Here is an 18866-nt window from a genome sequence, read left to right as displayed (position 1 = left end):
TTTTTACGAGGGTATTCGTATAATTTATCTCCGCAGCGTATCCTTTTAGCGAGGCCGTTCGTTTACGGAGTGAAAGCAAACGAAATGGATGAGGAGGTGCTAAATCAAATGACGAAACCACACCCGGCCGCCGTTGAGGAAATGCGGTTCGTATTGTACCGGTATTGCCGATCGCTGACGCGTTCCGTCTGGGACGCGGAAGATCTGGTGCAGGAAACCTGCCTTCGGGCGCTGCCGGTCATGAACGGCGCGCTGGAGCATCCCAACCCGACAGCGTATTTGCTGCGAACCGCCAAAAATATCGCGGTCGATCAATCCAGGCGTCAGAAACGCGCAGAGCGCATGCTGCTGCTTATGGAGCAGAACGAAGCCGTGCTGAACCGCCTGTATGACGACCCCCCGGAAATGGAGGATATGCTGCAATTGCTCATTCAGCATTTGTCGCCGATGCAGCGTACGGTCTTTCTGCTGAAAGAGTTGTTCGGCTACAAGAACGCAGAGCTCGCCGCGAAGCTGACGACGACGGAGGGAGCGGTGAAAGCGGCGCTCCACCGGGCAAGAGTCTCCATCGACAAGCTGAAACTGGGCGATCGCTACCGTAATCCGGAGTCGCAGGCCGGCGGGACGGACGAAGCCAGCGAGAGCCTGCTGCATGCCTATGTGAACGCGGTTCGGCATAGCGATCCCCAGGCGCTGGTCATACTGGCGAACGCGGAAGCGCAGATCGTCGATGCCGTTCAAGCCGTAGGCCAGCTGTGTCAGCGGCATGCTGCGACGGGCACCGGCTCCTCATCCATCAGCATGCTGTTTGCTGCTTAAGCGAATGAGGAGGGAATACGCATGAATTTGACGCCTTACGTGATCGAAACGACCAATCGGGGAGAGCGCAGCTATGACATTTATTCGCGATTGCTGAAGGATCGCATCGTCATGGTCAGCGGGGAAATCGAGGATCATATGGCCAATGCGATCGTGGCGCAGCTGTTGTTTCTGGCGGCCGACGATCCGGAGAAAGATATCCAGTTGTATATCAACAGTCCGGGAGGCTCCGTGACGGCGGGCTTTTCCATCTTCGATACGATGCAGTTCATCAAGCCCGACGTGTCGACGATCTGCACCGGCTTCGCCGCGAGCTTCGGGGCGATTTTGCTGGCCGGCGGCGCAAAAGGCAAACGGTTCGTGCTGCCGAACAGCGAGGTCATGATCCATCAGCCGCTTGGCGGCGCAAGAGGGCAGGCGAGCGATATTCAAATCCACGCCAGCTGGATATTGAAGACGCGGGAGAAGATCAACGCGTTGCTGGCGCATCACACGGGCCAATCCGCGGAACAGATCGAGCGGGACTCCGACCGGGATCGATTCATGAGCGCGGAGGATGCCGTGGCTTATGGGATCGTGGATAAAATCATTGTCTAACTCTTCATCGGGCGAGGGTGCAAACACCTCTGGACCGGCCGGAATATAAAATAGGGCTAAAAAGGACCTCATTTTCCGCTTTGGAGCGGGAATAGAGGTCCTTTCGTTTGTCCATCGGACTTCACGCGTCGCGCGAACGATTCTGGGACAACCTTTTTGTGCTGGATGGCGAAACCTTTGCTTGCGATTGAGGAATCGGCTCAGCCCGTCGCTTTCGCCAAAGTCAAGACTCCGGCCGAGGCGGCCGGGGCCGCTTCTTCTTAAAGCGAGGCGCGACGTAATTGCGTTTCCGGTCGCGGAAGAACGTCCACCCGCCGATGAAGCCGACGCCGAGCAAGAACAGCGCGAGTCCTGCAATGAAACGCCACCATTCGAACGAATGCACGGACGCATCGTCCCCGAAGGAAGCGAAGAAATGAAAAATGGCGTCTTTCATGAGAAGAAAACCGTACGTGGCCCCGAGACCCGGAATCACGAGCAGCAGAACCGCGATGAATCGAATGAATATCTGCTTCATAACCTATGTTTGAACCTCCCGCAGCCTGAAAGAAAACGCTTCTACGGTACCATTTTACTATTTCCGCGCAAGCCTGTCCATTTGCAAACCCGGCGATGTTTTCACTTGGCCTCGAAAAAAGGTACAATAGAAATGGATTAGCTTCTTGAAAGGGAGAGGGGAACGACCATGACGATTGGATGCGATATTGCCATCATCGGCGGAGGGATCGCGGGATATACGGCAGCCATCAGGGCAGCCCAGGCTGGGAAGAAAGTCGTGATTGTGGAAAGAGAGAAGCTCGGAGGAACTTGTTTACATAGAGGCTGCATCCCAAGCAAGGCGCTGCTGCGCAGCGCGGACGTCTATGCCACGATGCGCAAAGCGGAGATGTTCGGCGTCCGCGTGGACGGAACGGTTTCCTTGGATTTCCCGAAGGTGCAGCAGCGCAAAAACAGCACGGTGGAAAGTTTGTATAAAGGCCTGCAATATTTGATGCGCAAGCATGACATCACGGTCGTGCAGGGAACCGGCACCGTCATCGGTCCTTCGATTTTTTCGCCGAAGAGCGGCAGCGTGGCCGTGGAATTTCCCGACGGCGAGATGGATACGGTCGTGCCGGCGCAACTGATCATCGCGACCGGTTCGCGGCCGCGCATGCTGAAGGGGCTCGAACCGCTGGCCGGTCAGATCATGTCCAGCGACGAAGCGCTCGAAATGAATCAATTGCCGACATCGATGCTGATTATCGGCGGGGGCGTCATCGGCGTGGAGTGGGCGTCCATGCTGATCGACTTCGGCATCGAAGTGACCTTGGTCGAATCGGCTTCGCGGCTGCTGCCGGGAGAAGACGTCGACGCGTCCGCCGAGCTGACCAAGCAGCTGCGCCGCAGAGGCGTTCGGATATTAACCGGCATTCAATTGAAGCCCGAGACGTATACCTACAATGACGGACAAGCCGCCATCACGGCGGATACGGCTGACGGTCCCGTTATTTTGAACGCGGAGCGCGTGCTCGTATCCGTCGGCCGCCAGGGCAACGTCGAGAATATCGGCCTCGAAAACACGGATGTTCGCATCGAGAAAGGCGCGATTAAGGTCAACGCGTATTTCCAGACGAACGAACCGCATATTTACGCGATCGGCGACGTGAACGGCGGACTGCAGTTGGCGCACGCGGCGGCGCACGAAGCGCTCGTCGCGGTCGATCATATCCTCGGCGGCAAGGAGCAGGCGCCGGATCATGCCCGCATCCCGCGGGCGATTTATTCTAAGCCGGAGATCGCTTCGATCGGCTTGACGGAGGACGAAGCAAGCAAGCAGGGCCATTCCGTCAAAATCGGGAAAGTGCCGTTCCAGGCGATCGGCAAAGCGCAGGTGCTCGGCGAGCCGGAGGGTTTCGCCAAAGTCATCGCGGACGCGAAGACGAACGACGTGCTCGGCGTCCATATCGTCGGCCCGCATGCGACGGATCTATTGTCCGAAGCTTCGCTTGCCATGCTGCTGAATGCTACGCCCTGGGAGGTATCGCAGGTCATCCATCCCCACCCGACGCTGTCGGAAGTCATCGGCGAAGCGATGCTCGCCATCGACGGCCGATCGCTGGCGTTCTAACGGCGGCGGGAGTCGTCGCGGCAATTACAGGGAGCATTTCCTTTTCCAGAGCAGTTCGGTTATAATGGGTATAGGCAAGTCTTAGTACCTGGTTATAATAGTAGCTAAAAGGAGGGTGATCCTCATGTCCCAATCCGAATCGGCCGTACAGCAAACCAAGCATGCGGCTCTTGGACTTACGGATGAACAAGTGCTTGAAATGTATAAGGTGATGGTTACTGCAAGGCGCTACGACGAACGATGTCTGCTGCTCCAACGCGCAGGTAAAATTAAATTTCACGTCTCCGGCATCGGGCAGGAGGCTGCCCAGGTCGGCGCTGCCTTCGCGCTTGACCGCGAGCAAGATTATTATTTGCCCTACTACCGCGATTACGCATTCGTATTATCCGTCGGCATGACGCTGCGCGAGCTGATGCTCTGCTTGTTTTCAAAAATAGACGATCCCAACAGCGGCGGCCGTCAAATGCCGGGTCACTTCGGTTCCAAGCGGCTGCGCATCGTCACGGGCTCCAGTCCGGTGACGACACAGGTTCCCCATGCCGTCGGCTTCGCGCTCGCCGCCAAGATGAAGCGGAAAGATTTCGTCACGTTCGTCACGTTCGGCGACGGTTCGAGCAATCAAGGCGACTTCCACGAAGGAACCAATATGGCGGGCGTTCATAAGCTGCCGGTGATCTTCATGTGCGAGAACAACCAATACGCGATATCCGTGCCGCTGCACAAGCAGGTCGGCGGCCAAATCGCCGACCGCGCTATCGGATATGGCTTCCCGGGGGTGGCGGTCGACGGGAACGATCCGCTCGAAGTGTACCGCGTCATGAAGGAAGCGCGCGCGCGCGCCGCGAAGGGCGAAGGTCCGACGCTGGTCGAAACCGTCATGTATCGCTTGTCCCCGCATTCCACGTCGGACGAGGATCTCGCTTACCGGACGAAGGAAGAGGTCGACGCGAACCGGGACAAGGATGGCATTCCGAAATTCAGGCAGTACCTGATCGACTGCGGCATATGGAACGAGGAACGAGAAGCGGACATGCTGCAGGAGATCAAGGCGGCGCTCGACGATGCGACGAAATTCGGCGAACAAGCGCCGTTCCCCGAACCGGAAGACATTCTGTACCATGTCTACGCCGGCGACGATCAAGGCAGAGGGGGACACTGATATGCCGAAAATGGACTATATTGATGCGATCCGCCTGGCGATGAAGGAAGAAATGGAACGCGACGAGGACGTCTTCGTGCTCGGCGAGGATGTCGGCTACAAAGGCGGCGTCTTCACGACGACCAAGGGGCTGATCGACCAGTTCGGCGAAGAGCGAGTGCTCGATACGCCGCTTGCGGAGTCCGCGATCGTGGGGGCGGCCATCGGCGCCGCGATGTACGGCATGAAGCCGATCGCCGAAATGCAGTATTCGGACTTCATGTTCCCGGCAACGAACCAAATCATCAGCGAAGCGGCGAAAATCCGTTACCGCTCCAATAACGACTGGAATTGTCCGCTCGTCATCCGCGCGCCGATCGGCGGCGGAATCTTCGGGGGCTTGTATCACTCGCAGTGCCCGGAATCGGTGTTTTTCGGCACGCCAGGTCTGAAGATCGTGGCTCCTTTTACGCCGTACGACGCGAAGGGACTGTTGAAAGCGGCCGTGCGCGATCCGGATCCCGTCATCTACTTCGAGAACAAGAAGTGCTACAAGCTCGTGAACGGCGATGTGCCGGAAGACGACTACACGGTTCCGATCGGCAAGGCGAACGTGCTGCGCGAGGGCGACGACATTACCGTCATCAGCTACAGCCTGCCGCTGCATTTCATCATGGAAGCCGCGGCGGAGCTGGAACAAGAAGGCATCACGGCGCATGTGCTCGACCTGCGTTCCCTGCAGCCGCTGGACAAGGAAGGCTTGCTTGCGGCCGCACGCCGCACGGGCAAAGTATTGATCGTCCACGAAGACAACAAATTCGGCGGCATCGGCGGCGAAGTGTCCGCGATCATCGCGGAAGAAATGCTATACGAGCTCGACGCGCCGATCATGCGGCTGTGCGGCCCCGACGTGCCGGCCATGCCGATCAACCCGCCGGGCGAGAAATTTTTCATGCTGAACAAGGACAAAGTGAAGGAAGCCATGAAGCGCCTGGCGGTTTACTAAGGCGGCGAAAGCCTGTCCTTTCCGATACCAAGGCGTCTCAAAAGCATAAAGTTTAGGAGTGGTCGGAATGAAAAAAATGACGGAAATCGTCATGCCGCAGCTCGCTGAATCACTTGTTTCCGCGACAATTGATAAATGGCTGAAGCAGCCCGGCGACGCCATCGAGATGTACGAGCCGATCTGCGAGATCTTGACGGATAAAGTAAACGCGGAGCTGCCTTCAACCATCCAAGGAACGCTCGCCAAGATTCTCGTCGGGGCGGGCGAGACGGTACCGGTCGGCACGCCGGTCTGCTTGATCGAAGAAAGCGAAGAGGCCGACGAACCGCAGGTTGCGGCAACGGCGAACAGAGGCTCCGCCAGCCCTGCGCCTGCAGCGAGCAACGCAAGCGCCAGCGAACGGGCCGCCGTGCGCGCGCAGGCGTCGAGCCAGCCGTCGGCGGGGAACGCGGACGGCGACGACAGCATGCGCCACCGTTTCTCTCCGGCGGTGCAGCAGCTGGCCGGCCAGCACAACGTCAACCTGACGTACGTGGAAGGAACCGGCCTTGGCGGCCGCATCACCCGCAAGGACGTGCTGGCTTACGTGGAAGCGGGCAGCCGCAATGCCGGCTCGTCGGCATCCGGCGGAGCGTCGGCCGCATCGGCGGGCATGCCGAACCTGAACTCCAGAGAACCGGTCCGCTCGACGGGCCTGCATTTGTCGGAAACGCCGCGGATTCCGAAGATCGAGATCGAAGGACAGCAGCTGCCCGGCCGCAGCGAGTATTTCATCGACGTGACGCCGGTGCGCAACGCGATCGCGCGCAATATGCGCCAGAGCGTGACGGAAATTCCGCATGCCTGGATGATGATGGAGGTCGACGTGACCAATCTCGTCAGCTTGCGGAACAAGCTGAAGGAAGATTTCATGAAGCGCGAAGGCGTCAACCTGACGTATATGGCGTTCTGGGTGAAGGCCGTCGTGAACGCGATCAAGGATTTCCCGATCATGAACTCCGTCTGGGCCGTCGATAAAATCATCGTGAAGCGCGATATCCATATCGGATTGGCCGTCGGCACGGAGGATGCGGTGAAGGTGCCGGTCATCAAGAACGCGGATCAGAAGAACATCGCCGGGCTTGCGCGCGAAATCGAGGATTTGGCCCGCAAAACGCGCGAGGGCAAGCTGACGCTGGCCGATATGGAAGGCGGCACGTTCACGGTCAACAATACCGGATCGTTCGGCTCCATTTTGTCTTATCCCATCATCAATTACCCGCAGGCGGCGATCGTGACGTTCGAATCCATCGTCAAGCGCCCCGTGGTCATCAACGATATGATCGCGGTCCGTTCGATGGCGAATCTTTGTTTGTCGCTGGATCACCGGATCCTGGACGGCGTCATCTGCGGACGGTTTTTGCAGCGCGTGAAAGAGAATTTGGAAGGCTTCACGTTGGACACGAAACTGTATTGAAACGAAACGAGGCGAACAAGCGATGACAACGAACGTGAAGGCGATCGATGTGCGATATACGCCCATGATGGGGTATGCCGAAGCTTGGGACCTGCAGAAAGCCTGCGTCAAAGAGATCGACAAGGAGGAGCGGCGCGAGTCGCTGCTCCTTCTTCAGCATCCGCCGACGTATACGGTCGGTTCGCAGAAGCATCCCGAGCATTTGCTGTATTCCGAGGAAGAGCTGGCGCAGCGCGGCATCGGCGTGTTCCAGATCGACCGCGGAGGCGATATTACCTACCATGGTCCCGGGCAACTCGTCGGTTACCCGCTGCTTTATTTGGACGGGGCCAACCTGGATCTGCACCGGTACTTGCGCGACTTGGAGCAGGTGATCATCGACTGGTTAGCCAGCTACAACATCGAGGGCGGACGCAAACCCGAATATACGGGCGTATGGGTCGGCAACGAGAAAATCGCGGCGATCGGCGTGAAATTCAATAAAGCCAGGACTCGCCGGGGATTCATAACGAGTCATGGCTTTGCGCTGAACGTGAAGGCGGGCATTGCGGAGGACGGCTTTCGGGGAATCATTCCGTGCGGCATTCAAGATTACGCGGTGACGTCTTTCGCGGACGTGACGGGCATAGATCTTAGCGTGGAACACGTCGCGGCGGAGCTGCTGCCGTATTTCTGCAAGCAGTTCGGCTATGAGGTCGCCGCGCGGGAGGGGCTATTCGAAAATCCAGCCGACGCCGATCAGCAGCGTGGAGATCAGCATGGCAGCGATTAGCACCCAAATAAACACTTTCATCATGGCATTGGGACGCATGGCAGGATGCTCCTTTCGTACAAGATAACCTAAGGCCTGTCCCTATTGTAAACGATAACGATGGACGGAGGAAAGCCGATGATCGACCGGAACCGATTGATAGAGGAGTTCATGTCGCTTGTCCGGGTGGACAGCGAAACGAAGAACGAGCGGAACATTTGCGACGTGCTGACGAAGAAATTCACCGATTTGGGCTTGGCTGTCGAAGAGGATGGAGCGGCTGCCGTTACGGGCCATGGCGCGGGCAATCTGATCGTGAAGCTGGAGGCGAAGGGCGCGGAGCAGGCGCCGCCGATATTCTTCACTTCGCATATGGACACGGTGACGCCGGGCAAGGGCATTCAGCCGCGCCTGGATGACGACGGCTATATTCGAAGCGACGGCACGACGATACTGGGCAGCGACGACAAGGCGGGGCTTGCGGCGATGTTCGAGGCGATCCGCGTGCTGAAGGAAAACGACCTGCCGCATGGACCGGTGCAATTCGTCATTACGGTCGGCGAAGAGAGCGGCCTGGTCGGAGCGGCGGCGCTCGACCGTTCGAAGCTGGAAGCCAAGTACGGCTATGCGCTCGACTCCAACGGCGAGATCGGCGCCATTGCCGTCGCGGCTCCCGCGCAGGCGAAAATCACGATCAAGATCTTCGGAAAATCCGCGCATGCGGGCGTCAATCCGGAGGACGGTATCAGCGCCATACAAGTGGCGAGCAGAGCGGTCTCGCGCATGCCGCTCGGACGCGTCGACCACGAAACGACGGCGAACATCGGGCGTTTCGAGGGCGGCGGCGCGACCAACATCGTCTGCGACTACGTGAAGCTCGACTCCGAAGCGCGCAGCATCGTGAACGAGAAGCTGGCCAAGCAGGTCGAGGCGATGCGGGAGGCCGTGGAATCCGTGACGCAGGAGTTCGGCGCGAAAGCGGAATTCGAAAGCAAGCTTGCTTATCCCGCCTACATGCACGGCGACGACGAGCCGGTCGTCAAGCTCGCGATGGAAGCGATCGCGAAGATCGGCGCGACGCCGCGCACGTTCCATTCCGGCGGCGGCAGCGACGCGAATATCTTCAACGGCTTCGGCGTGCCGACCGTGAATTTGGCCGTCGGTTACGAGCATATCCACACCACCAACGAGCAGATCAAAGCTTCGGACTTGGCGAAGACGGCGGAGCTGGTCGTGGCGATTATTTCCCTGACTGCGCAGCGCCAGGCGTAAACGCAGGCTTGCGACCGCATGACAAAGGGGCGCCCCAGCGCAGGGAGAATTTCTTCTGCGTTCGGGTGCCCCTTTTCCGGTTCGATCGATTGCGCCGCGCCTGGTGTCCGCATCAGGTCGAACGGATGGAGGATTGCAAAAACTCGCTCAGCGTATGCGCCGGACGGCCGTGCGCGGCGGTGAATTTCGTGCCGGATTTGCTGAGCAGCTTCAGCTGATGCCTGATTTCCCAAGCCTTGCCCACAAGCGTCAATTGGCCGTTAACGATATATTGCTTCATCATCCCGCACCCCTTTTGCTATTCTGTTAGAGAATATGCCGCAGCGGGACAAGTTATGCTTTGCCACCAACCGATATCCGAGGAGAGATGGACCGTGCTGGAGAAAACCGAACAATTCCAGGAAGTAACCGTAAAGTCGGAACCGATTTTTCAAGGTAAAATCATATCGCTGCAGGTGGATACGATCCAACTGCCGAACGGAGGCACGGCGACGCGCGAGATCGTCCGCCATCCCGGCGCAGCGGCGGTATTGGCGCTGATCGACGGCAAGATGCTCGTTGTCGAGCAGTACCGCAAGCCGATGGAGAAGTTTCAAATCGAGATTCCGGCCGGCAAGCTGGACGCCGGAGAAGACCCGATGACGGCTGCGGCGCGCGAGCTGGAGGAAGAAACGGGCTACCGCGCGGGGAGGCTGCGTCCGCTGAGCGCGTTCTATACGTCGCCGGGGTTCGCGGACGAGAAGCTGTATCTGTATATCGCGGAGGAGCTGACGAAAGGCGAAAGCGCGCCCGACGACGACGAATTCCTGGCCGTGGAAGCGATCACGTATGAGCAGGCGCAGCAGTATATCAAGGAAGAGCGCATCGGCGACGCGAAGACGATCCTGGCGGTGTACGCCTGGCAGATTTACCGGCTGACGGGAGAGATTTAATGAGCGGCCGCGCCGCCGGAGCAGCCGAGCCGAAGCGGGTATTCGCCGATCTTCATCTGCATATCGGCCGCACGGAGCGGGGGGAGCCGGTAAAGATCAGCGGCAGCCGCGATCTGACCTTCCGGAATATCGCGCATGAAGCGGCCGTCCGCAAAGGCATCCGCCTGCTCGGCGTCATCGACTGCCACTCCCCGGGCGTGCAGCGGGACATCGAACAGCTGCTGCAGAGCGGCGAGATGACGGAAGCCGACGGCGGAGGCATCCTGTACAGGGACACCGTCATCCTGCTCGGCGCGGAGATCGAGGTCAGGGATGCCGGGTTCGGCCCGGCGCATCACCTGGCCTATCTGCCGGATCTCGGCGCGATGCGGGACTTCACGCAGTGGCTCTCGAAGCATATGCGCAACGTCCAGCTCAGCTCGCAGCGGCTGTACGTGCCGAGCCGGGAGCTGCAGGCCGAGGTCAAGGGAAGAGGCGGGTTGTTCGTGCCCGCCCATATCTTCACGCCGCATAAGAGCCTGTTCGGCAGCTGCTCCGACCGGCTGGCCGACACGCTGGATCCCGAAATGGTGGATGCCGTCGAGCTTGGCTTGAGCGCGGACAGCCGGATGGCGGGCTTCATTCCGGATCTGGACGGCTATGCGTATTTAACCAATTCCGATGCCCATTCGCTGGCCAAGATCGGGCGCGAATACAACGAGCTGAAGCTGGCGGAGCCCTCCTTCCGGGAGCTCGCGCTTGCGCTTCGCGGCGCCGAAGGACGGGAGATCACGGCCAATTACGGGCTCAATCCGGTATTGGGAAAATACCACCGGACCTACTGCCTGAACTGCGGCTCGCTCGCCGAAGCGCGGGAGGACGGGGAGCGCTGCGCCCAATGCGGCAGCGCCAAGCAGGTACGGGGCGTGCTGGACCGGATCATGGAGCTGGCAGAGCAAGCCGGCCGCGGGACGCCTGTCGTACCGGCCGACCGGCCGCGCTACGTCTATCAGGTGCCGCTTGAATTCGTTCCCGGGATCGGCCGGAAGACGCTGGATAAGCTGCTCGAGCGGTTCGGCACCGAAATGAACATCCTGCACGACGTGCCGGAAGCCGATCTCGCCGCGATCGCCGGCGAACCCGCGGCGGCCATGATCGCCTCCGCCCGTCTCGGGTCCCTTCGGCTGCAGGCAGGCGGAGGCGGCAAGTACGGCAAGGTCATTCAAGGCGGCTAGCGCCGCTTGATCGTCATAGCGCGGGAAGCTTGGACATACACTGTACCAACCCGGTTTGGAGGAGTGTGCCATGCGAACATCCGCGCTGCAATCGACCGTGAAGGATCAATTGTCGCTTTACGTTTTCGTTTTCGTGCTTTTCGTCGTCGGCGTCGTGTTCGGCGCGCTGATGATCAATGCGCTGACGCTGGGCCAGCAGCAGGACCTGTCCGACGACATCGGGCAGTTCATTTTGCATATTCAGAACGGCACGGCGCAGCAGGGCGGCGCCGCTTTCATGGACCGGGCCTGGTTCCAGGCCAAATGGCTGCTGCTCGTCTGGGTGCTGGGGCTGACCGTCGTAGGCATGCCGTTCGTGCTGGCGCTCGATTTTCTGAAGGGCGTGCTCGTCGGCTTCGCGATCGGCATGCTCGTGCGGGAATTCGCGTGGAAAGGGCTGCTGTTCGCGCTGGCTTCCGTGGCGCCGGTCAATCTGATCGCCGTGCCGGCTTTTCTGATCGCCAGCGTCTCCGCGGTCACCTTCGCCGTCCATGTCGTCAAAAGCCGCTTGTTCGGCCGCTTCGGCCCGCTTGGCCGCCCGCTGCTTTCGTTCACGGCGACGGCCGCCGTCATGCTGATTTTACTGGTCGGCGCGGCGCTGGTGGAGTCGTATTTGACGCCGATCCTTTTAAAATGGGCGGTCCCGCTCGTGAGCGGCGTTCGCGGTGAATTGGAATCATTCTAAAATAATTGACTTTCCTCGATAGAAGCACCTATAATTAAAGCTGAAACCACACCGGTTCCGGCCGAAGTCGAGTTGCGAGGGGGAAAGCCATGGAATCCCGGATTGATAAAATCAAGCAGCAGCTGCAGTCGCAGGGGTACAAGCTTACTCCGCAGCGGGAAGCTACAGTTCGCGTGCTACTGGAGAACGAAGAGGATCATCTGAGCGCCGAAGACGTGTTCATGCTCGTGAAGGATAAAGCGCCCGAGATCGGGCTGGCTACCGTTTACCGGACGCTGGAGCTGCTAAGCGAATTGCATGTCGTGGAGAAGCTGAATTTCGGAGACGGCGTAGCGCGGTACGACCTGCGGACTGATAATAACAAACATCATCACCATCATCTTATCTGCGTGCAATGCGGCACGATGAGCGAAATATTAGAGGATTGGCTTGGACCGCTTGAGGAACGTTTGGAGCAAGAATACGGCTTTACGGTTTTGGATCACCGCCTTGATTTTCAGGGCGTATGCAAAAACTGCCGGGCGAAGAACAACCTGGCCAAACCGGAACAACAATAACTCCCTTCCGCAGGGTGCACGGTCCATGGACTGCGCGCCACTGTAAAGGGAGTTTTTTATTGCCCGATTCGACCTGCCCTTCGGCGAGAAACGATGGCCGTCGTCCGCCGCTATTTCTTGCGGCGGCGACGGCTTTTCCGGCTGCGGCCCCGCTTGCTTGCGGCTTCGGTCTCGTCGCCGTCGCCGATGCTGCTGCCGGAAGCATCGAAGAACTGCGCGAGGCCGTAGCCCTGCGAACGGCTGCTGGAGCCGGAGATCTTCTTCGCCGTCGCGCGCAGCCGCTTCTTGATGCCGTAGGGCGTAAGGCTCGGCTGCAGCGATTTCAGGAGCGCCGCGCCGCCGGCGACATGCGGGCAAGACATGCTGGTGCCGGACATGATCTCGTATCCGCCGCCGGGCTTCGTCGACTTGATGAAGCTTCCGGGCGCGGTCACGTCGATGCCGGATCCCCGGCTGCTATAATCGGCGACCTTGCCTCCCTGCGTGGAGGCGGCTACGGCTATGGTATCGGAATATCTCGCCGGTTGGTCGATGCTGCCCGTGTTCGAGGGCCCGCTGTTGCCGGCCGACGCGACGACGACGATGCCTTTCTTTCGCGCGCGCTGGACCGCTTCTTTCAAAGCGGAGCTCGTTTCGCCCTCGAGGCCGAGGCTCATGTTGATGACCGGGATTTTCTTCTTGATGCACCATTCGATGCCTTTGATGAGATCGGAGACGTAACCGGCGCCGCTGGCGTCGAGCGCCTTGACGGCATACAGCTTGGCGCTTGGCGCAACGCCCGGCTGCATGCCGTTCTTGCCGAGCCCGGCCGCGATGCCCGCGACATGCGTGCCATGGCCGTTGTCGTCGGCGTACGAGGAGCCGCCCATCGTGTTGACGCCGCCGGACACGTACAAATCGGCATTTTTGCCGATGCCGGTGTCGATGATGCCGATGCCTACGCCGCCTCCGCGCGACGCGGACCATACGCTGTGCGCCTGCACCTGCTTGATGTTCCAAGGCGCCGAACTGGAGGTGGATTCCGAACGAATCGAAGCTTTATTGGTTTTGGGGCGGAGATTCCGTTTCACGTACGGCAATGAAGGTTTGCGGTTGCGGATTCGCGTCCGCCCGCTGCCGGTCTTCGCGCCGGAAACCGGAACGAAGCCGTGCGCGTGCACCTTGAAATCCGGCTCGACGTAATTGACGTCGGGATGATGGGCGAGCGTTTGCAGCTTATCGGCGCGGCGGCTGTCGACATGGCAGACGATAACCCGGCCGCGACGGATGCTTTTCACCGGTTTGATGCCGAAATTGGCCAGCTGGTTGAGGCATTTTACGTAGTGGTCACGCCGCTTGAAGCTGATCAGCTTTCGCGACGTGTGCGTGGATGATCGGGCCGTCGAGCAGCTGAGCAGCAGCTTCTCCACCTTAGGCAAGGCTGTTCCTCCTTTAGCAATGGGCAAACTTGGGCGAAGATGAGCGGAGCCGTTACTGCAGTGTATGGAGACATCCGCACGGGGGCTTGGGCATCCGCCTGAGCGGGTACATATTTTATGTCAGCCGAGGAAATCGTATCAGCGAGGACTGTCAACCCGTCCGCCTCGTGTATATGATGGAGCAAGGAGAACAGGAGAGGGAGATGCATATGATCATCGGCGTGCCGAAAGAAATCAAAGCAAGCGAATACCGCGTCGCGCTTACGCCTGCCGGGGCCGCGATGCTGAAGGCAGCCGGCCATGAAGTCGTCGTGCAAAGCGGCGCCGGAAGCGGGAGCAGCTTCGCGGATGACGCTTACGCGGCCGAAGGCGCGGTTATCGTCGGCGAGGCCAAGGACGTCTGGGCGCGCGCGGACATGATTATGAAGGTGAAGGAGCCGCTGCCCGGGGAATTCGGCTTTTTTCGCGAAGGACTGCTGCTGTTCACCTATCTGCATCTTGCCGCCGCGCCGGAATTGACGAAAGCGCTCCTGGGCGCGGGCGTGTCGGGCGTCGCGTACGAGACGATCCAATCGGCAAACGGCAGTCTCCCGCTGCTGACGCCGATGAGCGAGGTAGCCGGACGGATGGCCGTGCAGGTCGGATCGCAGTTCCTGGAGGCGTTCTACGGCGGCCGCGGCATCCTGCTCGGCGGCGTGCCGGGCGTTCCGCCGGCAGAGGTGATCATTCTCGGCGGAGGCATCGTCGGCACGAACGCGGCGAGAATCGCGCTCGGGATGGGCGCGAGCGTCGTGATCCTGGAACGAAGCGCCGAACGGATGCGCTATATCGACGAACTGTTCGGAGGCCGCATCCGGACGCTCATGTCGAATGCGTACAACATCGCGAACGCCGTGAAGAAGGCGGATCTCCTGATCGGCGCCGTCCTTATTCCGGGCGCCCGCGCGCCGCATCTCGTGACGGAGGACATGGTCAGAACGATGAAGAAAGGCGCCGTCATCGTCGACGTGGCCGTGGATCAAGGCGGGACGATCGCGACGATCGACCGCGTGACGACGCATAAGGATCCCGTCTACGAGAAGCACGGCGTGCTGCATTACGCGGTGGCGAACATGCCGGGAGCCGTGCCGCGAACGTCGACGCTCGCGCTGACGAACGTCACGATGCCGTATGCGTTGGAACTGGCGGGCAAAGGCCTCGAAGAAGCGGTCCGCCAGCATGAAGCGCTCCGCAAAGGCGTCAACACGTTTAAGGGCCGCATCACGCATCCGCAGGTGGCCGAATCGGTCGGCATGCCCTATGTCGGGCTGGAACAGCTGCTCCAAAGCATCCCTTTCGAAAAACTGAATTAGGCGATCGCCGCTGCGGGCAGCCGCCCAGGCATGAATCGGCCGCCCCGCTCATAAGGTGAAGTAAAGGACAACCTCGGCATGTCTGCGCATGCCGCGGCCGATGTCCGTTTTCTTATGAGAGGGGACGTTGACCGATGGTGGTATCGGTGCGCAGTTGGATACGGCGGCTGTTGTTCGTGCTGCTGCTCTGCTTCTTCACGATCACGATGTACGGCGGCTGCAGGCTGCTCGCGGTCTGGATCGCGCCGGACGACCCGTACCGCGTGCCGCAGGGCCAAGCGCTCAAGGTATTCAAGGCGGGCGACCAGCAGCAGGGGGAGAACGGCAGCATCGCCGAGCGGCTTCGGCTGTTTTATTGGTACGGCGAATAAATAGCGCTCGCGCGAGCGTCCGGATTCGACAAAATCGGCGCCTTTTGCAGGAAATCGGCGGCAGGCCGTGGAAGTAGAGCATGAGGATGGACGACTGCCGGATATCCCGGAAAGGAACGCTTATGAATGAGCATGTGAAGTCTTTTATCGGCTCGCTGCGGGAGGGGGAACGCAAACGTTCCCCGTACACCCTTCAATCGTATGAAAGGGATTTGCTGCAGGTGCTCGATTATCTGGCGGGCGAAGGAATCGGCCGCGCGGAGGACGTGCAGAAGCATCACCTGTCGCTGTATTTCCGTCAATTGAAGCAGCAGGGGCGGGCGGCCGCGACCATCTCCAGGCAAATGGTATCCGTCCGCGCTTTTTTTCAGTATTTGCTTGCCCGCGGCGCGGTGCCGTCCAACCCGGCACTGCATTTGGAGGCGCCCAAGCTGGAGAAGCGCCAGCCGCAAGCGCTGGCGACGGAAGAGGTCGATCGGCTGCTGACGGCTCCCGATCGGGCGACCGACGCGGGCTTGCGCGATACCGCGATGCTGGAAGTGCTCTATGCGACGGGCATGCGGGTTTCCGAACTTATTTCATTGGATCTTGAACATGCCCAGTTGACGCTGGGCTTCATCCGCTGCATCAACGCGAAGGAACAGGAACGGATCATACCGCTTGGCGGCGCGGCGGCGGAAGCGTTGGCCGCCTATTTGGAACGTGTCCGCCCCAAGCTGGCGAAGAACGGCGGACAAGCCCTCTTTCTCAATCTGCAGGGAAGCCGCATGACGCGTCAGGGCTTCTGGAAGATCCTGAAGCGGACGGCGCAGGAAGCCGGCATCGGGAGCGGCCTGACGCCTCATTCGCTGCGCCACGCGTTCGCGTCGCATCTGCTGCAGAACGGCGCGGATCTCCGGTCCGTCCAGGAGATGATGGGACACGCCGATCTGCAGACGACGCAGCTGTACGTGCAGCAGGCCAAGCCGCGGATCAAGGACGTATATCATCAGGCCCATCCGCGCGCCAAGCGCAATCCGTGAACGGCCGCGACAACTAGACGAGAATGGAGTGACCCTATGCGTTTTGATCGAATTGGCGTTATCGTGCTCGACAGCGTCGGAATCGGCGAATTGCCCGATGCGCCGGCTTTCGGCGATGCGAATTCCCACACGTTGGGACATATCTTGCGGGAAGTGCCCGCCATGGACTTGCCGAACATGCGGCGCTGGGGGCTTGACCGGATCGAGCGCCTGGGCAGCTGGCAACCCGAGGGCGAACCGGCCGCTTATTACGGGAAAATGGCCGAAGTTTCGTCGGGCAAAGATACGATGACCGGACATTGGGAGATCGCGGGGCTTAAAATCACCGTGCCGTTCCAGACGTTCGCGGACGGATTTCCGGCGGAGCTGATCGAAGCGTTCGAGCAGCGGACCGGCCGCGGCGTGCTCGGCAACAAATCCGCGAGCGGTACGGAAATCATGGACGAGCTCGGCGAAGAGCAGCTGAAGACGGGCAAATGGATCGTCTACACGTCCGCCGACAGCGTGTTCCAGATCGCCGCGAACGAAGAGCTGATTCCGCTCGAAGAGTTGTACCGCGCCTGCGAGATCGCGCGCGAGCTGACGATGGACGAGCGCTTCGCGGTCGGCCGGGTCATCGCGCGGCCTTTCGTCGGGAAGCCCGGCGCCTTCAAGCGGACGCCGAACCGGCATGATTACGCCGTCAAGCCGCCGGAGCCGACCGTGCTGAACGCGCTGCAGGACGGCGGGTTCGACGTGATCGCCGTCGGCAAGATCAACGATATTTTCTGCGGCGAAGGCATCACGGCGTCGCTGCCGACGAAGAACAACGCGGACGGCATCGCGAAGACGCTGGAGACGCTGGACAAGCCGTTTCGCGGCATGCTGTTCACGAATCTGGTCGATTTCGATTCGCTGTTCGGCCACCGGCGCGACCCGCAGGGCTACGCCGGCGCGCTGGAGGAATTCGACCGGGCCGTGCCCGAATTGGAGAAGCGGCTCGGCGAGCGCGATCTGCTGATCGTAACGGCCGATCACGGCAACGACCCTACATATGCCGGGACCGACCACACGCGCGAGTACGTGCCGCTGCTCGCGTTCAGCCCGGCGCTGGCGAAGCCGGGCTCGCTAGGCGTTCGCGCCACCTTCGCGGACGTCGCCGCCACGATCGCCGACAATTTCGGCGTGAAGCGTCCCGGCAACGGCATGTCTTTCCTCGACGAGCTGCAATAGCGGCGAGCGGGACGCGGCAGCTTTCATCGCCGGAAGGCAAGGCCGGCAAGAACCATTAAGGAGGAACAAGACATGAATATGTTGAAAGCAGCGCAAGTCCGCGAAGCGGCGGACTACATTCTCGGGAAAACCGGCGTCAAGCCGGAGATCGGCTTGATCATGGGTTCGGGTCTCGGCATTCTCGGGGACCATATCGAGAACGCCGTCGTGATTCCTTACGCGGATATCCCGCATTTTCCGGTCTCGACGGTCGAAGGCCATGCGGGGGAATTGATGATCGGCACGCTGTCCGGACGTCCGGTCGTGCTCATGCGCGGGCGGTTCCATATGTACGAGGGCTACGGTCCCGATTTGACCGCGTTTCCCGTGCGCGTCATGAAAGCGATCGGCGCGTCCAAGCTGATCGTCACTAACGCGGCGGGCGGGGTCAACACGAATTACAGTCCGGGAGATTTGATGTTGATTAGCGACCATATCAATTTCCAAGGCCATAATCCGCTCGTCGGCCCGAACGACGAAGAGCTCGGCGTGCGATTTCCCGACATGTCGCAGCCGTACAGCAAGCGGCTGCGCGAATTGGCTGCGGACGTGGCCAAGGAACAGGGCTTCTCGTTGCAGGAAGGCGTCTATATCGCCGTGCTCGGCCCGTCCTACGAGACGCCAGCGGAAATCCGCATGATGCGCGTCCTTGGAGCGGATGCTGTCGGCATGTCGACGGTCTCCGAGGTCATCGCGGCGAATCATTCCGGCATGGAAGTTGTTGGCATTTCCTGTATAAGCAACATGGCCTCGGGTATATTGGATCAGCCGCTGTCCCATAATGAAGTCATGGAAACGACAGAACGCGTGAAATCCCGGTTCCTTGGTCTCGTGGGCGGCCTGATTCCTTTGATATAGGCTGTAACAAAAATGTAA

General features: G+C 60.1%; 19 protein-coding genes and 1 pseudogene. 17 read left to right on the top strand and 3 right to left on the bottom strand.

Features of this window, described 5'->3' with window-relative positions:
* Positions 1 to 108: 108 nt before the first annotated feature.
* Complete coding sequence (locus tag AC50YL_RS02420; RefSeq protein WP_494829026.1) at positions 109 to 819, top strand: RNA polymerase sigma factor; 711 nt, start codon at positions 109 to 111, stop codon at positions 817 to 819.
* Positions 820 to 840: 21 nt separating this feature from the next.
* Positions 841 to 1416 (top strand): ATP-dependent Clp endopeptidase proteolytic subunit ClpP, encoded by a 576-nt coding sequence (clpP, locus tag AC50YL_RS02415; RefSeq protein WP_494829025.1) that lies wholly within the window; start codon positions 841 to 843, stop codon positions 1414 to 1416.
* A 223-nt stretch (positions 1417 to 1639) separates the two neighbouring features.
* Here the strand turns inward: clpP and AC50YL_RS02410 are convergent, their stop codons facing one another.
* Entirely contained in the window at positions 1640 to 1933 is a 294-nt protein-coding gene (locus tag AC50YL_RS02410; protein WP_494829024.1) for a DUF2627 domain-containing protein, read from the bottom strand.
* 168 nt (positions 1934 to 2101) lie between these two features.
* On the opposite strand from AC50YL_RS02410, the gene lpdA reads away from it, so the two are divergent.
* From lpdA to AC50YL_RS02380, 6 genes are all read left to right on the top strand, one after another.
* Positions 2102 to 3526 (top strand): dihydrolipoyl dehydrogenase, encoded by a 1425-nt coding sequence (lpdA, locus tag AC50YL_RS02405; protein ID WP_494829023.1) that lies wholly within the window; start codon positions 2102 to 2104, stop codon positions 3524 to 3526.
* 124 nt (positions 3527 to 3650) lie between these two features.
* Positions 3651 to 4685, top strand: a complete 1035-nt coding sequence (locus tag AC50YL_RS02400) for a thiamine pyrophosphate-dependent dehydrogenase E1 component subunit alpha (protein ID WP_494829021.1) — start codon at positions 3651 to 3653, stop codon at positions 4683 to 4685.
* A gap of 1 nt (position 4686) precedes the next feature.
* Positions 4687 to 5670, top strand: a complete 984-nt coding sequence (locus AC50YL_RS02395; protein ID WP_494829019.1) for an alpha-ketoacid dehydrogenase subunit beta — start codon at positions 4687 to 4689, stop codon at positions 5668 to 5670.
* A gap of 67 nt (positions 5671 to 5737) precedes the next feature.
* Complete coding sequence (locus AC50YL_RS02390) at positions 5738 to 7126, top strand: dihydrolipoamide acetyltransferase family protein (protein ID WP_494829017.1); 1389 nt, start codon at positions 5738 to 5740, stop codon at positions 7124 to 7126.
* 22 nt (positions 7127 to 7148) lie between these two features.
* On the top strand, positions 7149 to 7898 hold the full coding sequence (gene lipB, locus AC50YL_RS02385) for a lipoyl(octanoyl) transferase LipB (RefSeq protein WP_494829015.1): 750 nt from the start codon (positions 7149 to 7151) through the stop codon (positions 7896 to 7898).
* A 117-nt stretch (positions 7899 to 8015) separates the two neighbouring features.
* Entirely contained in the window at positions 8016 to 9149 is a 1134-nt protein-coding gene (locus AC50YL_RS02380) for a M20/M25/M40 family metallo-hydrolase (protein ID WP_494829013.1), read from the top strand.
* 187 nt (positions 9150 to 9336) lie between these two features.
* Here the strand turns inward: AC50YL_RS02380 and mciZ are convergent.
* A pseudogene (gene mciZ, locus AC50YL_RS02375) lies at positions 9337 to 9429 on the bottom strand (Z-ring formation inhibitor MciZ); the annotation flags it as partial.
* Positions 9430 to 9523: 94 nt separating this feature from the next.
* Between mciZ and AC50YL_RS02370 the strand changes: the two are divergent.
* The 4 genes from AC50YL_RS02370 (at position 9524) to fur (ending at position 12576) form a co-directional block, all read left to right on the top strand.
* Positions 9524 to 10081, top strand: coding sequence for an NUDIX hydrolase (locus AC50YL_RS02370; RefSeq protein ID WP_494829011.1), 558 nt, complete (start codon positions 9524 to 9526; stop codon positions 10079 to 10081).
* Positions 10081 to 11295 carry an endonuclease Q family protein gene (locus tag AC50YL_RS02365; RefSeq protein ID WP_494829010.1) on the top strand — a complete coding sequence of 405 codons (1215 nt, stop codon included), beginning with the start codon at positions 10081 to 10083 and terminating at the stop codon, positions 11293 to 11295. Before AC50YL_RS02370 ends, AC50YL_RS02365 begins: the two co-directional genes overlap by 1 nt.
* A gap of 70 nt (positions 11296 to 11365) precedes the next feature.
* Entirely contained in the window at positions 11366 to 12019 is a 654-nt protein-coding gene (gene spoIIM, locus AC50YL_RS02360; protein ID WP_494829008.1) for a stage II sporulation protein M, read from the top strand.
* A gap of 89 nt (positions 12020 to 12108) precedes the next feature.
* Entirely contained in the window at positions 12109 to 12576 is a 468-nt protein-coding gene (gene fur / locus AC50YL_RS02355) for a ferric iron uptake transcriptional regulator (protein ID WP_161740682.1), read from the top strand.
* Between the two features lie 110 nt (positions 12577 to 12686).
* Here the strand turns inward: fur and AC50YL_RS02350 are convergent, their stop codons facing one another.
* A complete protein-coding gene (locus tag AC50YL_RS02350) occupies positions 12687 to 13985 on the bottom strand; it encodes a S8 family peptidase (RefSeq protein WP_494829775.1) in 1299 nt (432 codons plus the stop codon).
* 218 nt (positions 13986 to 14203) lie between these two features.
* Between AC50YL_RS02350 and ald the strand changes: the two genes are divergently transcribed.
* From ald to AC50YL_RS02325, 5 genes are all read left to right on the top strand, one after another.
* Positions 14204 to 15346 (top strand): alanine dehydrogenase, encoded by a 1143-nt coding sequence (gene ald / locus AC50YL_RS02345; protein ID WP_494829773.1) that lies wholly within the window; start codon positions 14204 to 14206, stop codon positions 15344 to 15346.
* Between the two features lie 134 nt (positions 15347 to 15480).
* Positions 15481 to 15717, top strand: a complete 237-nt coding sequence (locus AC50YL_RS02340; RefSeq protein WP_494829006.1) for a DUF4227 family protein — start codon at positions 15481 to 15483, stop codon at positions 15715 to 15717.
* Between the two features lie 122 nt (positions 15718 to 15839).
* The gene (xerD, locus tag AC50YL_RS02335) at positions 15840 to 16739 is read left to right on the top strand and encodes a site-specific tyrosine recombinase XerD (RefSeq protein WP_494829004.1); all 900 of its coding nucleotides are present in this window, start codon (positions 15840 to 15842) and stop codon (positions 16737 to 16739) included.
* Positions 16740 to 16775: 36 nt separating this feature from the next.
* Positions 16776 to 17951, top strand: coding sequence for a phosphopentomutase (locus AC50YL_RS02330; protein WP_494829002.1), 1176 nt, complete (start codon positions 16776 to 16778; stop codon positions 17949 to 17951).
* A gap of 72 nt (positions 17952 to 18023) precedes the next feature.
* Complete coding sequence (locus AC50YL_RS02325) at positions 18024 to 18848, top strand: purine-nucleoside phosphorylase (RefSeq protein ID WP_494829000.1); 825 nt, start codon at positions 18024 to 18026, stop codon at positions 18846 to 18848.
* The last annotated feature ends 18 nt before the right edge of the window (positions 18849 to 18866 follow it).

The sequence above is a fragment of the Paenibacillus sp. J22P277 genome, assembly GCF_059383675.1.
Note: the sequence above shows the minus strand (reverse complement) of the source record. Positions and strands in the feature narration are given on the sequence as shown.